This window comes from Xenorhabdus budapestensis (assembly GCF_002632465.1).
GTDB lineage: Bacteria > Pseudomonadota > Gammaproteobacteria > Enterobacterales > Enterobacteriaceae > Xenorhabdus > Xenorhabdus budapestensis.
The window spans coordinates 1-21,013 of the sequence record NZ_NIBS01000015.1; the positions used below are offsets into that span (position 1 = coordinate 1).

At 41.8% G+C, this 21,013-nt stretch carries 22 protein-coding genes and 2 pseudogenes; 15 read left to right on the forward strand and 9 right to left on the reverse strand.

Annotation, left to right across the window (positions count from 1 at the left end; genetic code table 11):
- Nucleotides 1-100: 100 nt before the first annotated feature.
- Both Xbud_RS13015 and Xbud_RS13020 read right to left on the reverse strand, forming a co-directional pair.
- Nucleotides 101-475 (reverse strand): annotated as a pseudogene (locus tag Xbud_RS13015) (Arm DNA-binding domain-containing protein); the annotation flags it as partial.
- A gap of 178 nt (nt 476-653) precedes the next feature.
- Nucleotides 654-1,517 carry a YicC/YloC family endoribonuclease gene (locus Xbud_RS13020; protein WP_099136466.1) on the reverse strand — a complete coding sequence of 288 codons (864 nt, stop codon included), beginning with the start codon at nt 1,515-1,517 and terminating at the stop codon, nt 654-656.
- A gap of 139 nt (nt 1,518-1,656) precedes the next feature.
- On the opposite strand from Xbud_RS13020, the gene rph reads away from it, so the two are divergent.
- Together rph and pyrE are read left to right on the forward strand one after the other, a co-directional pair.
- Nucleotides 1,657-2,418: a ribonuclease PH gene (gene rph, locus Xbud_RS13025; protein WP_099136549.1), complete on the forward strand. Its 762-nt coding sequence runs from the start codon at nt 1,657-1,659 to the stop codon at nt 2,416-2,418.
- Nucleotides 2,419-2,503: 85 nt separating this feature from the next.
- Nucleotides 2,504-3,145: an orotate phosphoribosyltransferase gene (pyrE, locus tag Xbud_RS13030; RefSeq protein ID WP_099136467.1), complete on the forward strand. Its 642-nt coding sequence runs from the start codon at nt 2,504-2,506 to the stop codon at nt 3,143-3,145.
- A gap of 271 nt (nt 3,146-3,416) precedes the next feature.
- On the opposite strand, the gene slmA is transcribed toward pyrE, so the two are convergent.
- The 3 genes from slmA to coaBC form a co-directional block, all read right to left on the reverse strand.
- Entirely contained in the window at nt 3,417-4,016 is a 600-nt protein-coding gene (gene slmA, locus Xbud_RS13035; RefSeq protein ID WP_099136468.1) for a nucleoid occlusion factor SlmA, read from the reverse strand.
- A gap of 154 nt (nt 4,017-4,170) precedes the next feature.
- Nucleotides 4,171-4,629 carry a dUTP diphosphatase gene (dut, locus tag Xbud_RS13040; protein WP_099136469.1) on the reverse strand — a complete coding sequence of 153 codons (459 nt, stop codon included), beginning with the start codon at nt 4,627-4,629 and terminating at the stop codon, nt 4,171-4,173.
- Nucleotides 4,607-5,836 (reverse strand): bifunctional phosphopantothenoylcysteine decarboxylase/phosphopantothenate--cysteine ligase CoaBC, encoded by a 1,230-nt coding sequence (gene coaBC, locus Xbud_RS13045; protein WP_099136470.1) that lies wholly within the window; start codon nt 5,834-5,836, stop codon nt 4,607-4,609. Before coaBC ends, dut begins: the two co-directional genes overlap by 23 nt.
- Nucleotides 5,837-6,092: 256 nt before the next feature.
- Between coaBC and radC the strand changes: the two genes are divergently transcribed.
- The 7 genes from radC to Xbud_RS13085 all read left to right on the forward strand — a co-directional run bounded on the left by radC (nt 6,093) and on the right by Xbud_RS13085 (nt 12,248).
- Nucleotides 6,093-6,785 carry a RadC family protein gene (radC, locus tag Xbud_RS13050; RefSeq protein ID WP_099136471.1) on the forward strand — a complete coding sequence of 231 codons (693 nt, stop codon included), beginning with the start codon at nt 6,093-6,095 and terminating at the stop codon, nt 6,783-6,785.
- A 269-nt stretch (nt 6,786-7,054) separates the two neighbouring features.
- Entirely contained in the window at nt 7,055-7,291 is a 237-nt protein-coding gene (rpmB, locus tag Xbud_RS13060) for a 50S ribosomal protein L28 (RefSeq protein ID WP_038239873.1), read from the forward strand.
- An 11-nt stretch (nt 7,292-7,302) separates the two neighbouring features.
- Entirely contained in the window at nt 7,303-7,470 is a 168-nt protein-coding gene (gene rpmG, locus Xbud_RS13065; RefSeq protein ID WP_010847629.1) for a 50S ribosomal protein L33, read from the forward strand.
- Between the two features lie 163 nt (nt 7,471-7,633).
- Nucleotides 7,634-8,746, forward strand: a complete 1,113-nt coding sequence (locus Xbud_RS13070) for a glycosyltransferase family 4 protein (protein WP_099136472.1) — start codon at nt 7,634-7,636, stop codon at nt 8,744-8,746.
- A gap of 211 nt (nt 8,747-8,957) precedes the next feature.
- The gene (locus Xbud_RS13075; RefSeq protein WP_099136473.1) at nt 8,958-9,947 is read left to right on the forward strand and encodes a glycosyltransferase family 9 protein; all 990 of its coding nucleotides are present in this window, start codon (nt 8,958-8,960) and stop codon (nt 9,945-9,947) included.
- A 16-nt stretch (nt 9,948-9,963) separates the two neighbouring features.
- Nucleotides 9,964-11,070, forward strand: coding sequence for a glycosyltransferase family 4 protein (locus Xbud_RS13080; RefSeq protein WP_099136474.1), 1,107 nt, complete (start codon nt 9,964-9,966; stop codon nt 11,068-11,070).
- The gene (locus tag Xbud_RS13085; RefSeq protein WP_099136475.1) at nt 11,067-12,248 is read left to right on the forward strand and encodes a glycosyltransferase family 4 protein; all 1,182 of its coding nucleotides are present in this window, start codon (nt 11,067-11,069) and stop codon (nt 12,246-12,248) included. The genes Xbud_RS13080 and Xbud_RS13085 overlap by 4 nt, the downstream gene beginning before the upstream one ends.
- Nucleotides 12,249-12,309: 61 nt before the next feature.
- On the opposite strand, the gene rfaL is transcribed toward Xbud_RS13085, so the two are convergent.
- Nucleotides 12,310-13,542 (reverse strand): O-antigen ligase RfaL, encoded by a 1,233-nt coding sequence (gene rfaL, locus Xbud_RS13090; RefSeq protein WP_169923072.1) that lies wholly within the window; start codon nt 13,540-13,542, stop codon nt 12,310-12,312.
- Nucleotides 13,543-13,684: 142 nt separating this feature from the next.
- On the opposite strand from rfaL, the gene mutM reads away from it, so the two are divergent.
- Entirely contained in the window at nt 13,685-14,494 is an 810-nt protein-coding gene (gene mutM, locus Xbud_RS13095; protein WP_099136477.1) for a bifunctional DNA-formamidopyrimidine glycosylase/DNA-(apurinic or apyrimidinic site) lyase, read from the forward strand.
- A 37-nt stretch (nt 14,495-14,531) separates the two neighbouring features.
- Here the strand turns inward: mutM and coaD are convergent, their stop codons facing one another.
- From coaD to waaA, 3 genes are read right to left on the reverse strand one after another with little or no spacing between them, the layout of a single operon-like run.
- Nucleotides 14,532-15,014, reverse strand: a complete 483-nt coding sequence (gene coaD / locus Xbud_RS13100) for a pantetheine-phosphate adenylyltransferase (protein WP_099136478.1) — start codon at nt 15,012-15,014, stop codon at nt 14,532-14,534.
- Complete coding sequence (locus tag Xbud_RS13105) at nt 14,980-15,786, reverse strand: glycosyltransferase family 2 protein (protein WP_099136479.1); 807 nt, start codon at nt 15,784-15,786, stop codon at nt 14,980-14,982. The genes coaD and Xbud_RS13105 overlap by 35 nt, the downstream gene beginning before the upstream one ends.
- Nucleotides 15,786-17,063: a lipid IV(A) 3-deoxy-D-manno-octulosonic acid transferase gene (waaA, locus tag Xbud_RS13110; RefSeq protein WP_099136480.1), complete on the reverse strand. Its 1,278-nt coding sequence runs from the start codon at nt 17,061-17,063 to the stop codon at nt 15,786-15,788. The genes Xbud_RS13105 and waaA overlap by 1 nt, the downstream gene beginning before the upstream one ends.
- A 133-nt stretch (nt 17,064-17,196) precedes the next feature.
- Here waaA and Xbud_RS19575 point away from each other — a divergent pair, with 133 nt between their 5' ends.
- From Xbud_RS19575 to Xbud_RS13130, 5 genes and pseudogenes are all read left to right on the forward strand, one after another.
- On the forward strand, nt 17,197-17,397 hold the full coding sequence (locus Xbud_RS19575; RefSeq protein ID WP_145956636.1) for a hypothetical protein: 201 nt from the start codon (nt 17,197-17,199) through the stop codon (nt 17,395-17,397).
- Nucleotides 17,398-17,417: 20 nt separating this feature from the next.
- Nucleotides 17,418-17,692 (forward strand): annotated as a pseudogene (locus tag Xbud_RS19580) (glycosyltransferase family 9 protein); the annotation flags it as partial.
- On the forward strand, nt 17,689-18,819 hold the full coding sequence (locus Xbud_RS13120; RefSeq protein ID WP_099136481.1) for a glycosyltransferase family 4 protein: 1,131 nt from the start codon (nt 17,689-17,691) through the stop codon (nt 18,817-18,819). The pseudogene Xbud_RS19580 and the gene Xbud_RS13120, both read left to right, overlap by 4 nt.
- On the forward strand, nt 18,816-19,922 hold the full coding sequence (locus Xbud_RS13125; protein WP_099136482.1) for a glycosyltransferase: 1,107 nt from the start codon (nt 18,816-18,818) through the stop codon (nt 19,920-19,922). The genes Xbud_RS13120 and Xbud_RS13125 overlap by 4 nt, the downstream gene beginning before the upstream one ends.
- A gap of 97 nt (nt 19,923-20,019) precedes the next feature.
- Nucleotides 20,020-20,985 carry a polysaccharide deacetylase family protein gene (locus Xbud_RS13130; protein ID WP_099136483.1) on the forward strand — a complete coding sequence of 322 codons (966 nt, stop codon included), beginning with the start codon at nt 20,020-20,022 and terminating at the stop codon, nt 20,983-20,985.
- Nucleotides 20,986-21,013 lie beyond the last annotated feature (28 nt).

Sequence of the window (21,013 nt, forward strand, 5' to 3'; positions counted from 1 at the left end):
TTACAATTTAACACGATTGCACACGGCCAATAATGATTTAACACCCGTGGAATATGAAATGGCCTTCGTAAAAGTGTCCGATTTTTCTTGAGCAGAACAGTTTCCAGCGCGGGAGTATCTGACGTTCAAAATATTCAGCCGCGAGATCTGATACTTTGATGGAGTTCTTTTCAGCTTCAATTTTTGCCAGTGCTTCAGCTTTGCGTTCCTGCTTTTCCCCAGCAACGTCATAGCCCAACGCAACACGGGCTGATAGCTCTCTGGTGAATTCTCTTGCTTTTGATAGTGATAGAGCAATGTATTAGCCTAGAGTTATCACTCTGGGCGTACCTGCGAACTTATACCTAAAACGCCATATAGGGTGTTTAAAGGTTTTTCGATAGCATAGATATAGCTCGTTACCGTCCGCTCTTCCCTCGAACCTTTCACCGGATTTTATCCATGCTCTGATCTCTTTGTCAGTGAGCTTCGGCATTTGTGCAATTTCCAATGTAAAAAAATGACCGTGTACCACTAAATGAGTTTCATGATCTCTAGTGGTACACGATAACCATGCGCTACTGTGATTCGTTCTGCAATACTCTGATAACAAAAAAGCCAGATATAACAATATATATCTGGCTTTGTGATTTTCTCTGAAATGCTAAGAAACGTTATTCAATATTTTGAATCTGTTCCCTCATCTGCTCAATCAATACTTTCAATTCAATCGCAGAATTTGTTACATCTGCATTAATTGATTTTGACGCCAATGTATTCGATTCGCGGTTAAATTCCTGCATCATAAAATCCAGCCGACGGCCGACGGCTTCTTTCTTTTTCAGAATATTGCGTGTTTCTTTGACATGGGCATCCAGACGATCCAGCTCTTCTGCCACATCAATACGCTGTGCCAATAGAATCAGCTCTTGCTCAAGACGGTTATTTTCCAACTGGATCTGGGCTTCTTCCAGCTTGGTTTGTAACCGTTCGCGTTGCCATTGTAGGATGGCTGGCATCTGTACACGGACTTTGCTGATTTCCTCAGTTACTGCATCCAAACGTTGCTCAATCAGTGCCTTAAGCGCCTGCCCTTCAGTTTCTCGGCTTTGGATAAAGGCATCCAGTGCCAGATCGAGCTCCGCAAGCAGTTGTGCGCTGATGGCATCCAGATCTTGCTCTTCGGCAGCTATCATACCCGGCCAGCGCAGAATATCTACGGGATTGATTTCTCCTTCATTGCTGTGTTGCTTAATCCAGCCTGCTGCTTCAACAAGTTGTTTGGCCAGATTTTCATTAAGAATCAGTGTGCCCTGAGTGCGGGTATCCAGTTCAAAACGCAGGTTACATTCCACTTTGCCGCGAGTCAGGCGGGAACGGATACGCTCGCGGATGACTGGCTCCAGACTTCTGAGTTGTTCTGGCAGACGAATATAAGTTTCCAGGTAACGTTGATTGACAGAGCGTAGTTCCCAGGCTGCATTTCCCCAATCTGCCTTGATGTCTCGCCGCGCAAAAGCGGTCATGCTACGGATCATAACTCATTCCCAATTTATAAAATGATGAATGATTATAACGCTCCATGCAGATGCAGGATAGGCATTCGCCGCGTTAGGCCGTATAATGCGCCCCCAATAAAGTATTAACAGCGGAGAGAACACTATGAGCCTAGTGGGAATGCGTCCGGCAGGAAGAGCGGCGGGGCAGGTTCGTCCTATTAAAATAACCCGTCATTACACTAAACACGCGGAAGGTTCGGTGCTGGTTGAGTTCGGGGATACCAAAGTGTTATGTAATGCCTCCGTTGAAGAAGGAATTCCACGTTTCCTGAAAGGTCAGGGGCAGGGTTGGATCACGGCAGAATATGGTATGTTGCCACGGGCGACAAATACCCGTAACGCCCGTGAAGCCGCTAGAGGCAAGCAAACTGGCCGTACTATGGAAATTCAGCGCCTGATTGCTCGTTCACTGCGTGCAGCAGTAGATTTGAAAAAACTGGGTGAATATACCATCACGTTAGATTGTGACGTTATTCAGGCAGATGGTGGCACTCGTACCGCAGCGATTTCCGGCGCATGTGTAGCTCTGGTGGATGCGTTGAATAAACTGGTTGCCGATGGAAAACTGAAAGAAAGCCCGTTGAAGTCAATGGTAGCCGCAGTTTCTGTTGGTATCGTTGATGGTGAAGGTCGCTGTGATTTAGAGTATGTAGAAGACTCTGCGGCTGAGACTGATATGAATGTCGTCATGATGGATGATGGCCGGATGATTGAAGTTCAGGGCACGGCAGAAGGTGAACCGTTTAGCCATGATGAATTGCTTTCATTACTCTCCCTTGCGAAAGAAGGATTGGCAACTATTTTTGCCGCGCAGCGGGATGCGCTAAAGCAATATTCTTCAAAAGAAGATTCTCTAAAACAAGATGAATTGAAAAAATAAATGGATCAGGCGGCCGAAGAGTCGCCTTTTTTATACCTGCGAGAATGGCGATAAGAATCATAATGATGTACAAGAGGAGAACCCTATGAAAGCCTATCAGCGCGAATTTATTGAACTGGCACTGGAAAAAAAGGTGCTGAAATTTGGCGGATTTACGCTGAAATCCGGTCGCCAGAGTCCATATTTTTTCAACGCAGGGCTGTTTAACACCGGACGTGATTTGGCGTTGATTGGCCGTTTTTATGCCGCGGCATTGAAGGATAGTGGTATTCCATGTGATTTGTTGTTTGGGCCAGCTTATAAAGGTATTCCAATCGCAACTACAACCGCAGTGGCGCTGGCGGAGCATCACAATATTGATATGCCTTATTGCTTTAACCGTAAAGAAACAAAAGATCATGGGGAAGGAGGAACACTGGTCGGCAGTCCATTACAAGGAAGAGTTGTGGTCGTTGATGATGTGATCACAGCAGGAACCGCTATTCGTGAATCAATGGAAATTATCAAACAACATGGTGCAACGTTGTCTGGAGTTATTTTATGTCTGGATCGTCAGGAGCGTGGACGGGAAACACTTTCGGCTATCCAAGAAGTTGAGCGTGATTATCACTGTAAAGTCTTCTCTATCATCACATTGAATGATTTAATTACCTATCTGCGTGAAAACCCAGAAATGCAGTCTCATTTAGAGGCTGTGGAAGCTTACCGCAGAGAATACGGTATCTGACAGTTCGTTCTGTTTGATTGCTCTGTAGAAATTACAGACTAAAAAAAATCCCTCGCCCAATGGTGGGCGGGGTGAGTAGTAGAAATGACATCCCGCAGATAATGTGGAAGGAATGTCATTACTGAGCGATTGGGTAGTCAACTCAGCTAGCCAAAGCATGTTAACACAAATTTATACAAAAAACGTTAGTGAAAAACGCATGTTATCATTTCTATATTCTGTAATGAAAAGATCCCCAGAATAAAAAATGTGCATAGCAGGTTTGGGAAATTTATTGTAGTTGGGTCAATATCAAGGGCCAGCGTACTTCAAATTCTTTCATTGGTCGATAGCGGAATTCAGAGCGAACAAAACGAGAGAGCATCCCTTCACAAAAAGCCAATAATTGTGATGCCAGTATGGTTTCGTCATAACTGAAACCCTGACTATCCCGTATTTTTTTCTCTTTTAAGATTTGGCGAAGCTGTACCTCAATACGCTCAAACAGTTGATTGATACGGTTTTGCAATCTGTCTTGTTCAAACATCAAGGCATGGCCTGTCATGATACGGGTTAAACCTGGATTTTTTTCTGCAAAGCCCAAAATGAGGATCAGAATTAACCGAATTCGAGGGATGGTCTCTTTTTCATCTTGCAAAATCAGGTTGATGCGAGAAATTAAAGAGTTTTCAATAAACTCAATCAGGCTATCAAACATCCGGGTTTTGCTCGGAAAATGACGATAAAGTGCAGCTTCAGAAACCCCAACGTTGGCGGCAAGTTTTGCAGTTGTAATACGCTGGCTGCCATCGCTGGATTCAAGCATATGTGCCAGTGCCTGCAAGATTTCTTCACGTCTGTTTTTCTTTTTTGTACGTTCTTTTTCTGCCATGTGTGGTAGTACCCCTGCTAAGACAGCAAAACAAATCCAGCTATACCCTTTATCTTCCAAGTGTTGGCTTGAAATTTATGGATATACATTTTGCCCATGCTGATGATGGGCAAAAATATAAAAGTTGGTTGATGGTATCAGACTTTATGAAAAGTTATTGACGACCGGAATGACCAAAACCACCTGCTCCGCGTTCTGTGCTCTCAAAATCTTCAACCAAATTAAATTCAGCCTGTACAACGGGCACAAAAACCATTTGGGCAATACGTTCGCCCGGTTTGATGGTGAATGTCTTATCACCACGGTTCCAAACAGAAATCATCAGTTGCCCTTGATAATCAGAGTCGATGAGCCCTACCAGATTACCTAGCACCACACCATGTTTATGACCCAGACCAGAGCGGGGAAGAATGATCGCAGCCAATTGTTCATCCGCGATATGGATAGCAATCCCCGTTGGCAGAAGTTCGGTTTGACCAGGTGCCAGTTCCACTACGTTATCCAGACAAGCACGTAAATCTAAACCCGCAGAACCAGGAGTAGCATAGGCCGGTAAAGGAAATTCTTGCCCGATGCGGGGATCAAGGATTTTAACGTCGATTTTTTTCATCATAGCGTTTGAATATCTCGTCTAATAAGCGGTGGCTGAGTTGTAATTTACCATTGTGCGGTAAATTAATGCTGCCATCGTGCCAGAATAGATGTAATGCATTAGTATCACTGTTGAAGCCATGTTCAGCCAGAGATACATCATTCGCGCAAATCAAGTCTAGATTCTTCTGCTTGAGTTTTCCGCGGGCGTATTCTTCCACATTCTGGGTTTCGGCTGCAAATCCAACGACAAAGGGACGATGTTTTTCCATTGCCGCAACATTCGCTACGATGTCAGGATTTTTGACTAATGTATAGGTGATTTCATCACCCTGTTTTTTGATTTTTTCAACTGATATTTGTTTGAAGCGATAATCAGAGACGGCAGCACAGCCGATGAAAATATGCTGTGAAGCTGCGATTGCCTGCACTTGCTTGTGCATTTCTAATGCGCTGGTTACGTCAATACGTTTGACATTTTGAGGAGTAGTCAGATTGACAGGGCCTGCAATCAGTGTGACTTCAGCTCCACGTTCTGCGGCTGCCTGTGCGATGGAGAAGCCCATTTTACCGGAGCTATGGTTGGTAATAAAACGGACAGGATCTAAGGCTTCACGGGTTGGCCCGGCTGTAATTATTATTTGCAGGCCTATTAAATCTCGAACAGGGTTAAAATATTGCGTTGCCAGTTCGACAATCGCCATGGGCTCAATCATTCTGCCCGGCCCTATGTCGCCACAGGCCTGACTTCCCTCATCTGGCCCCCAAATCAACACATTACGTTCTCTCAGTATCCTTAGGTTATGTTGGGTGGCTTGTGCACGGTACATTTGCTGGTTCATTGCAGGAACGACTGCCAGGGGGGCTGCTGAAGCTAAACAAATAGTTGTGACTAAATCATTTGCCATACCAGTAGCTAACCGAGCCAACAGATCTGCCGTCGCAGGGGCGAGAATAATCAAATCAGCCCATTTTGCCAGCTCAATATGCCCCATCGCTGCTTCTGCTGCCGGGTCTAAAAGATCGTCAGAAACCGGATGACCTGATACAGCTTGTAATGTCAATGGGGTGATAAAAGCCTCTGCTGCCGGAGTCATTACGACACGTACCTGGGCACCACGATCACGTAAACGCCGTACTAACTCTGCTGTTTTATAAGCAGCAATGCCTCCACTGATGCCGAGCACGATATGTTTACCAGAAAGCCCTTTGCCGGAAAGTTCTGCCATTCTGATTGTCCACCTGTAAGTTACAATTACTCAGGATTCTATCATAAGAAAATAGGGTGTTGAGAATATGGCGTTGAGAGTTCCCGTTTTGTCACTGAGAAATACTAAGTTTGCGAAGCGCTACGCAAACCATACGCACAGGACTGGCGGTGATTTTTTCATCATGGGATATTGATGATGTGGATATCGAAGCTATGGGGTGTCATCTTCATGGCGGTTAGCCAGCCAGCAAAAGATATTTAAGGGAGGAAGTAGAATGGATATCACAATAGTGGAAAAAGACGATGAATTGCATTCAGATCTTGCTCCCCGGGAGAAATTGCTGGCGTATGGTGCAATTACTCTGACGGATGCGGAGCTGTTGGCCATATTTTTACGTACAGGGGCTAGAGGTGTGCCTGTTGTGCAAATGGCGGAACATCTGCTGCAATCATTTGGCTCATTGTACCACTTGCTTTCTGCCGATTATGCTGATTTTTGTGCACATAAAGGAATGGGCGTGTGCAAATATGTTCAGTTACAGGCAGTTTCTGAATTGGCAAAGCGTTTTTTCTCCAGCCAATTTATTCATGAAGATGTTATGAGCAGCCCTGCCGCGACTCAAAGTTATTTGCAGGATTTATTGTCTTGGCAGGATCGGGAAGTTTTTGTCGTGCTGTTTTTGACAAATCAGAATAAAGTGATTTGTCATGATGAGATGTTCAAGGGAACGATAAACAAAGTTGAAGTTCATCCGCGTGAAATTGTAAGACAGGCGGTTAAAGTTAATGCAGCATCCATTATTCTTGCCCATAATCACCCTTCCGGTAATCCAGAACCTAGTTTGGCAGATAAACTGGTGACAGAAAAAATCATTGATGCGTGTAATTTAGTCGGTGTTAAGGTTTTGGATCATATTGTCATAGGCAAACAATATTGCGTCTCTTTTATGGAAAGAGGTTGGATTTAATGCGGTTTTTCCACGAACCAGTCAGATCTTAGTTGTTCGGGACTTGAGCATCAGCGAATGAGGGCGTATACTACGCCACCTTTGAGGATCTTGGGCTTGGCGAGAAGAGCCTATCTCAGTGAGTTTTTTGCTGAGAAAATGTGAGTCTTTTCAGTAACGTTCTTTATCAGTATAGAGTAAAGAAAATTTACTGAGATGGGCTCCTAAGCCTGACGAGGCGGCCATACCCAATACAAAGCTCGAGCTGATTTGATTTTTGGAGAATAGACATGTCCCGAGTCTGCCAAGTTACTGGCAAGCGTCCTGTGAGTGGTAACAACCGCTCTCACGCATTAAATGCGACCAAACGTCGTTTTCTGCCTAACCTGCACTCTCACCGTTTCTGGGTTGAGTCTGAGAAGCGTTTTGTAACTCTGCGTGTATCTGCTAAAGGTATGCGTGTGATTGACAAAAAGGGTATCGATACAGTTCTTGCTGAACTGCGTGCCCGTGGTGAGAAATACTAAGGAGCTGAAAAATGGCTAAAGGTATTCGCGATAAAATTAAACTGGTTTCTTCTGCTGGTACTGGTCACTTCTATACCACTACGAAGAACAAGCGTACTATGCCTGAAAAACTGGAAATGAAAAAATTTGATCCAGTTGTTCGTCAGCATGTAATGTACAAAGAAGCTAAAATCAAATAATTTTAGTGGATAAAAAACCCAGCTCTCGCTGGGTTTTTTTATGCCTGAAATACACCAATCTTTCCTTATCTTAAACCTGATTATCGGTTACCCGTGAACGTAACATGACGTTCAGTTATACTAACACTTTTTGATATATGAACCGTCAGGCGTGGCTCAGAAAATGACTAGAAAGACCTTGAATATCTTACATACGGAATCGTCACGTGGTTGGGGAGGGCAAGAGATTCGTATTCTGACGGAATCTCAGGGGATGATGCGTCGTGGGCATCATGTTGTTATCGTTTGTTGCCCAACTTCGACACTTTATCGTGAAGCTCACCATTATGGTGTTCCTGTCGTTGCGTTGCCAATTGAAAAAAAGCGTCTTCCATGCTTTATAGCAATGCGCCGTTGGTTAAAGGCTGAAGGCCATCGGTTTGATATCATTAATACCCACAGTTCTACTGATTCTTGGTTGGTGGCTGCGGCATGTTCCACATTAAGGGGGATGCCACCAATAGTCCGGACCCGCCATGTTTCCACTAATGTTTCAACCTCCATAGCGACCCGTTGGCTCTATTTGAAATCCTGCCAGCATATTGTGACGACAGGGGAGAAGTTACGCCAATATCTACATACTAATAATGGCTATCCGTTATCTCATATGACCTCTGTACCGACAGGTATCGACTTGACACGTTTTCACCCTGAAAATAAACAACAGTGCCGCCAGGGTATTGGAATTGCAGATAAACCGACGCTGGGTATTGTGGCGACAATGAGAACCTGGAAAGGGCATCGTTACCTGTTGGATAGCTGGAAAATACTTCATCAACGCTATCCTGATTGGCAATTACTGTTTGTAGGGGATGGCCCACAACAAAAAAATCTTGAACCTAGGGTTAAACAAGAAGGGCTGACGGATAGTGTCATTTTTCTTGGTAATCGTCAGGATGTTCCGGACTGTTTAAATGCGATGGATATTTTTGCGTTACCTTCGTTTGGAAATGAGGGGGTTCCACAAGGTATCATGCAGGCAATGGCGTGCGGATTACCAGTGGTCTCTACATCAGTGGGCGCTATTTCTGAAGCTGTGATTGACGGTGAAACTGGTTATGTTATTGAACCTAAATGTGTTGAACAGCTAACTGAAAAATTAGATCTGTTAATGAGAAATGCAGATATACGTTTGCAGATGGGAGATGCTTCACTTAAACGAGCCACACGCTTATTCGGTATGGATAATATGTTAGATAAAATGGAGTCTATTTTTGTTGTTAGTGACAGTTGTTAGTGACAGTTGTTAGTGACAGAAGGTATTGTTTTGTACCCATATTATCGCTTTATCTAAAATGGGACTAATATACTATAAGTGAAATAAGACAAGTGAAATAAAACTTTTGTTTGGCTTCTGCATGGAACAATCTGTATCAAGATATCTTAAGTAACTTTGATGTATGTTTCGTAAGCCAGTCTCTGAGTGGATAATTTTATAATTCATTATTATGCAACCTAAAAATATTTTGATTATCAATATTGCGCGTTTTGGCGACACGTTACTTGTAACACCAGTGATTCGGGCTTTAAAGTTAAACTGGCCAGAAGCCAATATTGATGTATTGGCGCATAAGAGAACAAAAGAGATCCTTGAGAATATTGATGAAATCAATTCAATAAATGCTTTTTCAAAAGGAAAAGCGAAGTGGGTTGGTTGGTTTTCTTGTCGTAGTTATGATTTGGCATTGGTATATAATCATGATAAATCTTTACTACAATATGCCAGACGAAAAGCAAATAGAGTTGTTTGCTTTTCTGATACATCCCGCAAAACCCCAAATGAATTGTTTGTAGAAAAACCCCAAAAACTTATGCAAGCTCAGCAGGAAAGGGCTTTGTTAGCTGATGCGTTAGGGATTGAAATTCATGACTGGCGGTTGCAGTATTGTGTGAGTCAAAATGAAGCAGAATATGCGAGTTCTTTTCTCCGGCATCATGGTTTGGAAGATAAACTAAGGATTGGCTTTCAATTACAGAGTTTTCCTGCGAAAGCTTACCGTGATTGGCCAGTAGAATCTTTTTATGAGTTAGCCCGGCGCATTTATGCTCATTATCCTGCTGCCCACATTTTACTGTTGGGTAGCCAGGATGGGGCAGCGGCGGCGGAAAGATTATCTGAAATGTTGGGAGTACAAAGATGTACATCTCTGGCGGGTAAAACGACAATGCGCCAAAATGCGGCGATTATGAGCCAACTTAATTTGTATGTCGGTGTGGATACCGGGACGACACATTTGGCAGGAGCATTGGGGATCCCAATGGTTGCCATGTACCATAGTTTTCATCCTGGTCGTTTTCTTGCTCCACAACAGCATGAGAGATTGGTTGTGATTGAACATCCGATAGATTATCAACAGGCGACTCGTCAAGACAACATGTCAGACATATCGGTGGAACAAGTCTGGCATTCAGTGAAAAATATACTGAAAATTCAATAAAAGGATAATGAAAACGATGAAAATAGGGTTTATTGATGTCACCGTTACCATGTCCTATGGTGGTATTCAAACGGCGGTCTGGGAGCTGGCTAAGGCTTTAACAGATGCAGGACATGAGATCCATATTTTCGGCGGAACAGGTGATATCAGACCTGAGTTAGGGGATCGGAATATCCGTGTTCATACTTTCCCATTTATCCCCAGAGAACGGGTAATCAATATTGGTCGTCGTTTTCAACGTATTGTTGAACGCTACTCATTTGCCCGTCATGCCTGTGAAACGGTTATTGCTGAAAATTTTGATTGGGTGATATTAACTAAGCCTTTTGATTTCTTCTGGCCCAGAATGATGCCAGCCAACTCCCATACTAAGTTTTGCTATATGAGTGGGGGGACCAGCTTTTTTAAAGGTGACAGAATATTAGGAAGAAAAATATCGGCATGGGTTGCTTGCAGCCATTTTAATGCCTGGCAGATCCAGCATCATTTCAAACAATTTCCAAGTGTTATCTATAATGGTGTAGATATTGATAAGTTTAAGCCTGCCAATTCTGATGTTCGGAGCAGATTGGGTATCCATGAAAATACGTTTCTACTGACTTTTGCTGGTAGGTTGGTCGGATGGAAAGGCATGAAAATCGCTATTGATGCGATGGACTTGTTACGTGATATAGATGTAAAACTGTTAATTATTGGAGCAGGTGAAGAACTAAAGCGACTTGAAAAAAAAGTTGCGGAATTGAAGTTAGAACAATCAATTATTTTTCATCCTCCTGTTGGTCATGATCAGTTACCTGAATTTTATGCTGCTGGAGATGCTGGGATCTTCCCGAGCATCGGTGACGAAGCATTCGGTATTACTATTGCGGAAGCAATGGCGTGTGAACGACCTGTTATTGCCAGTTATATTGGTGGTATACCTGAAGTGGTAGGCAATGAAAATCAGTCCGGCATTCTAGTGACACCTGGTAATGCAGCGGCTATTGCCGGAGCTGTAAATCAGCTCTTGTCCTTACCAGACAGAGGAAAAGAAATGGGTAAACATGCTCGCCAGAGAATTGAAACTATGTATACCTGGAAGCATTCGGCAGGCCGTTTATTGGATACTATAAAAAAGTCATGAAGATTGCTTATATTGATCCTTATCCTGTACCTGACTTTCGTGTTGCCTCACTGCAAATTTTACAGAATGTGGATGCTTTTGCCCGTCAGGGTCACCAAGTCTGTCTGATTACACCTGCAGGGCAAAATGGTGTTGAGGAAATCCTTGGCAGAAAGTTACCACCGTCTGTTGAATTGATCGCTCTACGTGATATGCGGCGTAAGTGGTATTTCCCAATCAATACGCAAAAATTATTTTATTTTCAGGTTTCCCGTTGGTTGCAGGAACATCAAGTCGATGCCATTTTTACTCGTAATATTAAAATGGCAAATTATCTCTTGCATAAGCATCCTGATATTCCACACTTTTTTGAAAGTCATGAAATTTTTTCTCAGTCTTTTAAAGAGTCCCATGACTTGAATAAACGTGCTAATAAACGCAAATATTCTAGGCTCAGAAAAATTGAACAACAGGTTTATTATCGTGCCCGGACTGTTTTTGTTTTGACTTCATTACTACGTGACGATATTTATACAGAATATGGGGTTAAAACTCCGATTATCGTTGCACCTGACGGTGTTGATTTGTTAGCAGTTGAAGCGACAAAGATGGTATCTTCAGGCAAGCAATATCAGAAAGGAGAAACAACACAGGTATTGTATCTAGGCAGTTTGCATCGCTGGAAAGGCGTACCTACTGCTATGAAGTCTATGTGTCACCTTAATAATGTTGTATTGAACATTGCCGGTGGAAATAGTACGCAGATTGAACAACTCAAATCTGTAGCTCAACAAATTGGCGTAAGTGATCGGGTTAATTTTCTGGGGTTTATCCATCCTAAAAACCGTTTCCAAATCATTGCAGATAATGATATTTGCATCCTGCCATTGACAAAAACCAGTATCGGCAGTCGTTATACTTCCCCTCTTAAACTTTTTGAATATATGGCGATGGGAAAACCCGTTGTTATTTCTGATCTTCCTTCTATTCGTGATGCGGTTGATGAAAACTCAGTCAGCTTTGCAGACAGTGAAAATTCGACAAGTTTCGCACAACAGATTCAGTTACTGATTGATAACCCGACTGAAATAATGGCTAAAGTAGAACACTCTCAGCGATTAGTCGCGGAACAATTCAATTGGGATCAACGGGCAAAGTTGATTATACAAGTGATGGAAAAAATCTGTTTTGATAAGTGAAAGTCAAATAGTGGGACACCAGCCCGTCTCATTTATTGGATACGGGCTGGTGGATTTGAAATTAGTGGTTTTTCTGTTCTATTCTGATTTCTTGTTGGGCGCTGTATAGGGCGATCATTAATCCCAATAAGATACCTATTTCATTAATATAAGCATTTTCAAACATTCCCCTGACGACGAAAATACCAATAAATGCGGTAAGAATAATGATACCCGCTTGTCGGATTATGCCACTATTTTGACGTATAATTTGGCTTCCGGTAAATATTGCTGAAAGTGTCATTAATAGTGAGGTTATTAGGCCCAGGACGCCACCAGCAAACCAAAGTGATAAAAATACATTATGTGGTCCAATGGAGGTTCTGTATGTCCAGTCGGGATAATCGGCAACACGACTATTATAGATTTGGTGATATACCTGATTACCGAAACCATAACCTTTGACAGGGTTTTCCATAATCAACTGCCACGCAGAGCCTTGGGTTCCATTGCTATAGCGGTGACTGCTATCAGTTTGGGTAAGTTTATGGAGCAGTAATTTTGTGTCAGGATTCGATGCCGCTGACCAATGAGTGATCCCGGCCAATAATCCCAGACATATTGCAGCAGCAATGGTGATTTTCCATTCTCTATTAATTGTAATAATAAATACTGTAGCTACTACAATGGCAACCCAGGCACCACGAGAAAGTGTTCCAAGTAATAAGAATAGGCTGATGGCTGAAGCGATAATCAGCAATAACCAACTCAGTAAAGAATGTTTTTTCCATAATGCCCAAGTACATAACAACACAGGAAAATAGAAAATAAATCCGTATGAAAACTCCCGATGATTATAATTAGTAAATGGCATTTCACCTGTTGAATCGTAATTGATAATGTATTTCGCGAGTTCGGTCAGTGAAATAGCTAACATACCAATAATAAAAGCAATCAGGATCATTTTTGCAATGTGTTGTTTACTTTCCTGATAGAGCACAATGGGAAGTGTGAAACTAAACAGCAGCAGGCCATTTAAGATAGGCTTATTCATCTCTTTGAAACTCAATGCAGGATCAATCGAAACTCCAATAGAGTAGAACATTGCCAGTATAAACAGCAAAATGGATAAAAAGAGAGAATTTCTCAGTGAGTTTACTACCTGACGAAAATCCGTTACCAGATAACACAGTGCTGTTATGCAGATAAGGATCATGACAAGATTTTTATATCTTGTAATATCTGGCAGATAAACAAGAATAATGTACAGTCCAATAATAGATAAGTTCCACAGGGACTTTTTATTTTCAATCATGTTTAGCCTATTTTTGATATCAAAAAGCATGGGGCCTATTCTCTCAACGATTTCGACTGGATTTGACTGTAAATAATACATGAAAACGGTATCGTAATCTGCTGAAATAGGGTGTTGTAGATAGTTTATTCAAGGAGTCCGTATGCCCGAATTACCAGAGGTTGAAACCAGTCGCAGGGGAATTGAGCCACATTTGGCTGGTAATGTGATTCAATATGTTGAGGTGAGGAATTCACGTTTGCGCTGGCCTGTTTCTGAACAGATCATGAAATTATCAGATCAGCCAGTGCTCAGTGTGCAGCGTCGGGCAAAGTATCTATTGCTCGAATTGGTTGATGGATGGATTATTGTTCATCTTGGGATGTCCGGTAGCTTACGCGTCTTATTGCATGAATCTCCTCCTGCAAAACATGATCATATCGACTTGGTGATGGCAGACGGTAAAATTCTCCGTTACACGGATCCACGGCGTTTTGGTGCCTGGCTATGGAGTGATGATCTTGAGAAGTGCTCTGTACTGGCTCATTTGGGTCCTGAGCCCCTGTCTGATGTATTTAACGGTTCATACCTTTATACTCTTTCGCGTAATAAGAAAACGGCTATTAAGCCTTGGTTGATGGATAACAAAGTGGTTGTTGGTGTTGGTAATATTTATGCTAATGAAGCTTTGTATGTTGCCCATATCTTACCTGAGCGCCCTGCTTATTCCCTGACACAGGAAGAGGTTTATCTATTAGCAGATACGATAAAGCAGATTTTACGTCGTTCTATTGAACAAGGGGGGACTACGCTGAAAGACTTTCTGCAATCTGATGGAAAACCGGGATATTTCGCGCAGGAATTATTTGTTTATGGTAAGAAAGGCGAGCTTTGTCCAATGTGTGGAGAAAAAATAGAGAGCATAAAATTAGGGCAACGCAGTACATTTTTTTGTCGGCAGTGTCAGCATTAATTGTATTTTTGGGGGGCTTAATTGCCCCCGACGAATATTATTTATCTAATTTTTTTAACATTGCCAGAGCAACAGGCTCCGGTAGGAATGATGAAACATCACCATCATGACGTGCAACGTCTTTGATTAAGGATGATGAGACAAAGGACAAGCTTTGAGAGGGCAATAGAAAGACGCTTTCCAACTCAGACATAAAATGTCGATTCATATTGGCAAGCTGCCATTCATATTCAAAATCAGAAACTGAACGCACCCCACGAATTAAGATCGTCGCCTGTTGTTTTTTAGCAAAATTAGCCATTAACTCACTGAATCCTGCAACCTCAACATTATCCAAATGAGCAGTGACTTCTTTTGCTAATGCGACACGTTCTTCAAGATTGAACATGGGGTTTTTTCTGTCACTACTGGCGATGGCAAGTAAAACATGATCAAACATATTTGCCGCACGGGTCACGATATCGAGATGACCATAGGTAATAGGATCAAAAGTACCGGGATAAATTGCTTTTTTTTTCATTTTTTTGACTCTCTGTTTGGGTCAACTCCCAGAGTGCTGCATATTTATTGAATGTGTATTGAGCATTGACAATCGCTAACATTAGCCCTTGTTTACCATCAAGGAAACCCGCTCTTAACAGCCATGTTTTGAAAAATGCTCCCAATGTATGGCCGATAATAGAAAAATAACGGGTTGTTTTACCCTGCTCATAGTGATGTTTGGCCCAATCTTTCGCGTAATTCAATTGTTTTTGCTGGAATTCCATAAGATTGCGGCAAGTTAAATGACGTAAATCGCCTTTCAATGTCACTATACGAGCACCTTGGGTATCCAGTGATTCATGAACCTGATTATCGTTATATTGATAACGTTCACGGCAATAGAGACGAATGACTTTATCAGGATACCAGCCGCTGTGCTTCATAAACCGATGCATGAATAAATTAAAGCGTGCGCAGGCATAGACTTTATTGTCGTCGGGATTTTCCAGAACTTGTTCAATTGAAGCCTTTAGCTCAGAAGTGACTCGTTCATCTGTATCAATCATGAAAATGTAATCACCACTGGCATAGGACTGTGCGAGTTGCCGCTGAGGGCCAAAACCATGCCATTGAGTATTAGTGTAAACTTTGGCTCCCATTTCTTTGGCTATTTGACAGGTTTCATCAGTACTACCAGAGTCCAGAACGATAATTTCATCTGCCCAGTTTACAGATAGCAGGCAATCACCAATCAAGTCGGCGGCATTTTTGGCAATCATGACGACGGACAGACGTTTTCTCGTACTCATCAATGGCTCCGTGGCGGGAGATAAGGTTCCAGTAATTTTAACAATCGTTGCAGTGCGCCCTGATTTTCGTGTAAGACTTCCGCGGCATGACGACCGTAATAAAGGCGGTAGTCTTCATCCGTCAGCAGGCTATTGACCGCGGAACTCAAAGATTGGCTATCTGTCACAGTAATAAGCCCATCAGCTTTATCCAGCTTGGCACAGATATCCTTAAAATTGAATGTATGCGGCCCCATAATGACAGGGATTGCATGAGCCGCGGCTTCCAGTGGATTATGACCTCCACGTTCGATTAAGCTGCCTCCGACAAAGGCTAAATCCGCAATACCGTACAGTAGCATCAGTTCGCCCATAGTATCACCTATTACGACCTGAATATTGGCATCGGGTATGGTGCCAGAACTTCTCAATACCGAGTTTAGCCCCGCTTCTTGAGTTAATTCTTCTGCTTTGGCAAAACGTTCAGGATGGCGGGGAACCAAAATCAGCAATAAATCGGGATGTTGTTTCAATAAATTTCGATGCGCATCCAGTATGATAGTTTCTTCACCATCATGGGTACTGGTTGCAATCCATACAGGCCGATGTGCAGCCCATTGACGACGCAGAGTTACCGCCTTAGCGGCCAATTCAGGTGTGACAGAAATATCGAATTTGAGACTGCCTGTGACAGCCAGTTGGGTACGTTTCAGCCCTAATTCAATAAAACGTTCGCCATCTTCCTGATTTTGTGCAGCGATCAATGTTATTTTATTTAAAATGGCTTTAATAAAACTGTTAATTTTCTGATACCCAGCGGCGGAACGGGTTGAAAGCCTTGCATTGGCAATAACCAGCGGGATACCACGTTGGTGCAATTGAGCTATCAAATTAGGCCATAACTCGGTTTCCATAATAATTACTAACTTGGGATTGACGTTATCAAGGAAACGACTCATAGAGCCAGGCAAATCATACGGCAGGTAAACGTGGTTAACGTCATCTCCTAGTGCGGAAAGCACCCTCTCGGAGCCAGTTGGTGTCATGGTTGTTACAGTAATTGGCAGAAAAGGATAGTGATGTCGTAAAATCCTGACGAGAGGAATCGCAGCTAATGTCTCTCCAACTGAAACCGAATGGAGTAATATCCCTCCAGGAGTAACTTTTTTGGCGCAAAAACCATAGCGTTCACTCCAGCGTTTACGGTACGCCGGAGATTTACGGCTACGCAATAATAAGCGCAACCAGACAATAGGTTGGATAAGGTAGAGAAGTACCTGATATAAGCGAAGCAACATTCTATCAAATTCACTGAAATAGATTGCGGCTATAGTATCACATTGGCTTGAAGAAAGTGTGCAAAAAGCGGATAGGTTGTTCGTATTCCCTTAAAAAGAGCATGCCTGCTTTATGATAAGTATTGGAAATCGAATGGGTACAAAAACTACTCAATGTAAAAAGATTCTGATCATTAAACTAAGACATCGTGGTGATGCGTTACTCATCACTCCCGTGATTAATACTCTGAAAGAAAATCTCCCTAGGCGGCAAAATCTGTTGTGGAGAGCTTGTCTGACGGATTTAGTGTCTATTAAGGGTGAGGGAGCTTTGCATGTCGTTGAGCAAAAATAGGGCAGATAACATTACCATAACTGGGTGTTCTTATTGACCATGCGAAACTATTTATTGGCGTTGATTCTGTTCCTATGCATTGGCTACTGCATTGAAAACGCCTTGTGTTGCGTTATTTGGGCTATCTAAGATGGTCTTTTGGTATCCATGGCAGGGCTATGGGGAAGTGATCTGGGCAAGAAATTACGGTAAATTATCGAACCCTGATGAAATTGATACTAAAACAGATAATCGCTATTTAAGTTTGATCCCGACAGATGTTGTGATTAAAACTGCTCGGAGATATTTATCATGAAACCTGTTCGTCTTGCCATTGTCCGACAAAAATATCGCCCTGATGGTGGCGCTGAACGTTTCATTTCCAGAGCTTTAGAAGCATTGGGTAATGAAAATCTACAATTAAATATTATTACCCGTTCTTGGCAGGGAAGTATAAATCCAAATTGGCATGTGCACTTGGCTAATCCTTTGAAATGGGGGCGCATTAGCCGTGAGAAGGGGTTTGCTGATGCATCCAAGGCTCTTTGGCAAAAGGAGCAATTCGATATCGTCCAAAGTCATGAACGAATAGCAGGATGTGATATTTACCGGGCTGGTGATGGTGTACATCAACGGTGGTTGCAGCAAAGGTCAAGAACTCTGCCAGCCTGGAAAAGTAAACTGCTTTTTGTCAGCCGTTACCACCGTTATGTCATGGATGCTGAGAAAAGAATGTATTTGTCTCCAGAGTTGAAGAAAGTTATCTGTAACTCAGAAATGGTCAAACGGGAAGTTATGGAAGATTTTGATCTACCAGAAGAGAAAATTTCTGTGATTTATAATTCTATTGACCGGTCACAGTTTTTTCCTGTCGGAGAAGATGAACGAGTAGTCTTGCGACAGCAATATGCCATCCCTGCACGGGCTAAATGTCTCGTATATGTTGGGTCGGGTTTTGAAAGAAAAGGACTGAAAGCTGCAATTGAAGCAGTTAGTAAGACGGAAGCGTATCTATTGGTGATCGGGCAGGATAAGGAAGAAAATAAATATCAGCAACTAGCTCATTCGCTTGGTTGCTACACTCGTATTAGGTTTCTAGGCGTACAAAAAAAGACACTGCCATTTTATCAAATGGCTGATGGATTATTGTTACCGACGTTATATGATCCTTTCCCGAATGTCATTCTGGAAGCAATGGCATGTCGCTTACCGATTATAACCAGTAAAACCTGTGGCGGAGCTGAGTTCATTGACTCAGGAGTAAATGGCTTTGTATGCGATGCCTTGGATATAAAGGGATTATCTGAGAGAATTTCCTTAATACCTTCAGATCATTTGACCAGTAAGATCGCTATGTCAGCAAAAGAAAAGATAACGGGTTATACTCCGGCTTATTTATCTCAGCAGCTTACTGAGCTGTATAGCAAGGTGCTTTCTTTATGAAAGGGCATATCCTGTTTATCATTGATGGATTGCCGGGTGGTGGTGCTGAAAATGTCGTAGTACGCTTATGTCGTGGATTGCAACAAAAAGGTTTTGATATCACATTGCTATCGTTGTCTGATAAATGCGAATATTCGATTCCTGAACATGTTGATTTGGTTATTGATGCTGATAAATATGCAGGTCCTTTTAGAAGACAGACTGAAATTTTTCGTAGAGCAAAGTCTATGGATAAGGTTTTGGAAAAAATATTGCGGCAAAAAGGAATTCCTGCGCTGGTAATATCCAATTTACACAAAACCGATCGTATAGTTGCAAAATCTAAGGTATTAGAAAATTTGAATGTGTGGTTTTGTATTCATGGTGTATTTTCTAAATCTTACCTCGAAAATAAAACAGGCCTGGCACGTTGGCTTAAAAAACATAAAATTCAGCGTGTTTATCAGGATCGTAATTTGATTTGTGTTTCTGATGCAGTTGGCTTGGATTTACAGGAAAATCTAGCTATTACTGCCAGAAGAATGGTCACTATTTACAACCCATTCGATATAACTGAAATTAAATTGAATTCATTAGAAAACAATCCATATTCAGGTCAAGATTATATTCTCCATCTTGGACGATTTCACGAGGTGAAACGCCATGATCGTTTGTTAGAAGCATTTGCCATGGCTGTTATTCCTTGCAACTTATTAATTGCAGGTCATGGCGATGAAAAAATGACTGATAAAATTAAACAGAAAATTGTGGAACTTGGTTTACAATCCAGAGTTAAACTAATTGGATTTTTAACAAATCCTTTACCTGTGATACGTGAAGCTAAAGCTGTTGTTTTGAGTTCAGATAGTGAAGGTTTAGGCAATGTATTAATTGAGGCTTTGATCTGCCAAACTCCAGTTGTCAGCACAAATTGCCCTGGTGGTATCGGTGAGATTATGATGGGGGAATTAGAACAATATAAATCTGAACTTACCTCAGAATCATTGGCAGAGAAAATGCGTTTGGTTTATCAGAATCCTCCTTTAATTACGGAAAACATGTATAAGAAATTTGATCTGGATGTTGTGGTCAGTGAATATTTATCGTTGATTGAACAGCAATAAATCTCAGAATGATTATGCCGTTGAAACCTGAATAGGCGACTTGTGAGTTATTATCTTATTAAGCAATTATTTACTCTTATTTTTGGGCACATATCTCATGACTCAACCAGCATTCATCATCACAATTGATACTGAAGGTGATAACCTTTGGCAAAATAGCGATAAAATTTCTACCGAAAATACTCAATATCTACCAAGATTTCAAAGCCTTTGTGAACGTTTTGGATTCAAACCCGTCTGGCTAACAAACTATGAAATGGCGATGGATGATAGTTATATCGAATTTGCTAAGGATATAATTGCCAGAAACACAGGTGAAATTGGTATGCATTTGCATGCTTGGAACAATCCACCTATTGTGTCTCTGACTGACGATGATATGCGCTATAAGCCTTATCTGATTGAATACCCTAAAAATCAGATGAAAGCAAAAATTGATTTAATGACAAATCTTCTTGAAGAAAAACTTCAGACCAAGATGCTGAGTCACCGTGCTGGTCGCTGGGCATTCAACGAATATTATGCTCAATTATTGGTTGAGTATGGTTATCAGGTAGATTGTTCAGTTACTCCAAAGATTAACTGGTGTTTTACCAAGGGAGATCCGAATGGAAATGGCGGAACAGATTATAGCCGTTTTCCATCTCATGCTTATTTTATGGATTTGCAGGATATTGCTAAAGAAGGTAACTCTTCTTTGTTGCAAGTGCCAATGAGTATTCAGTATAAGCATTCTCCGATCATGAATTTTATTAAACAAAAATATGATCATTTGCGAGGGAAGCAACGTTCTCCATCGGTTAATTGGTTACGCCCAAAGGGTGGAAATTTGGAGCAGATGAAAACTGTAGTCCGGCAAACTTTGGCATCTGGTAATGATTATGTTGAGTTCATGTTGCATTCATCAGAATTTATGCCTGGAGGAAGTCCAACTTTTCAGACGGAAGAAAAAATTGAGTTTCTTTATAAAGAGTTAGAAGGATTGTTTGGATTCTTGAAACCATTGGTTCATGGTATGACATTGTCGGAGTTTTATAACTATAAAAGTAATACATTTTTATAATTAATAGCCTAAATTATTATTGGAAATA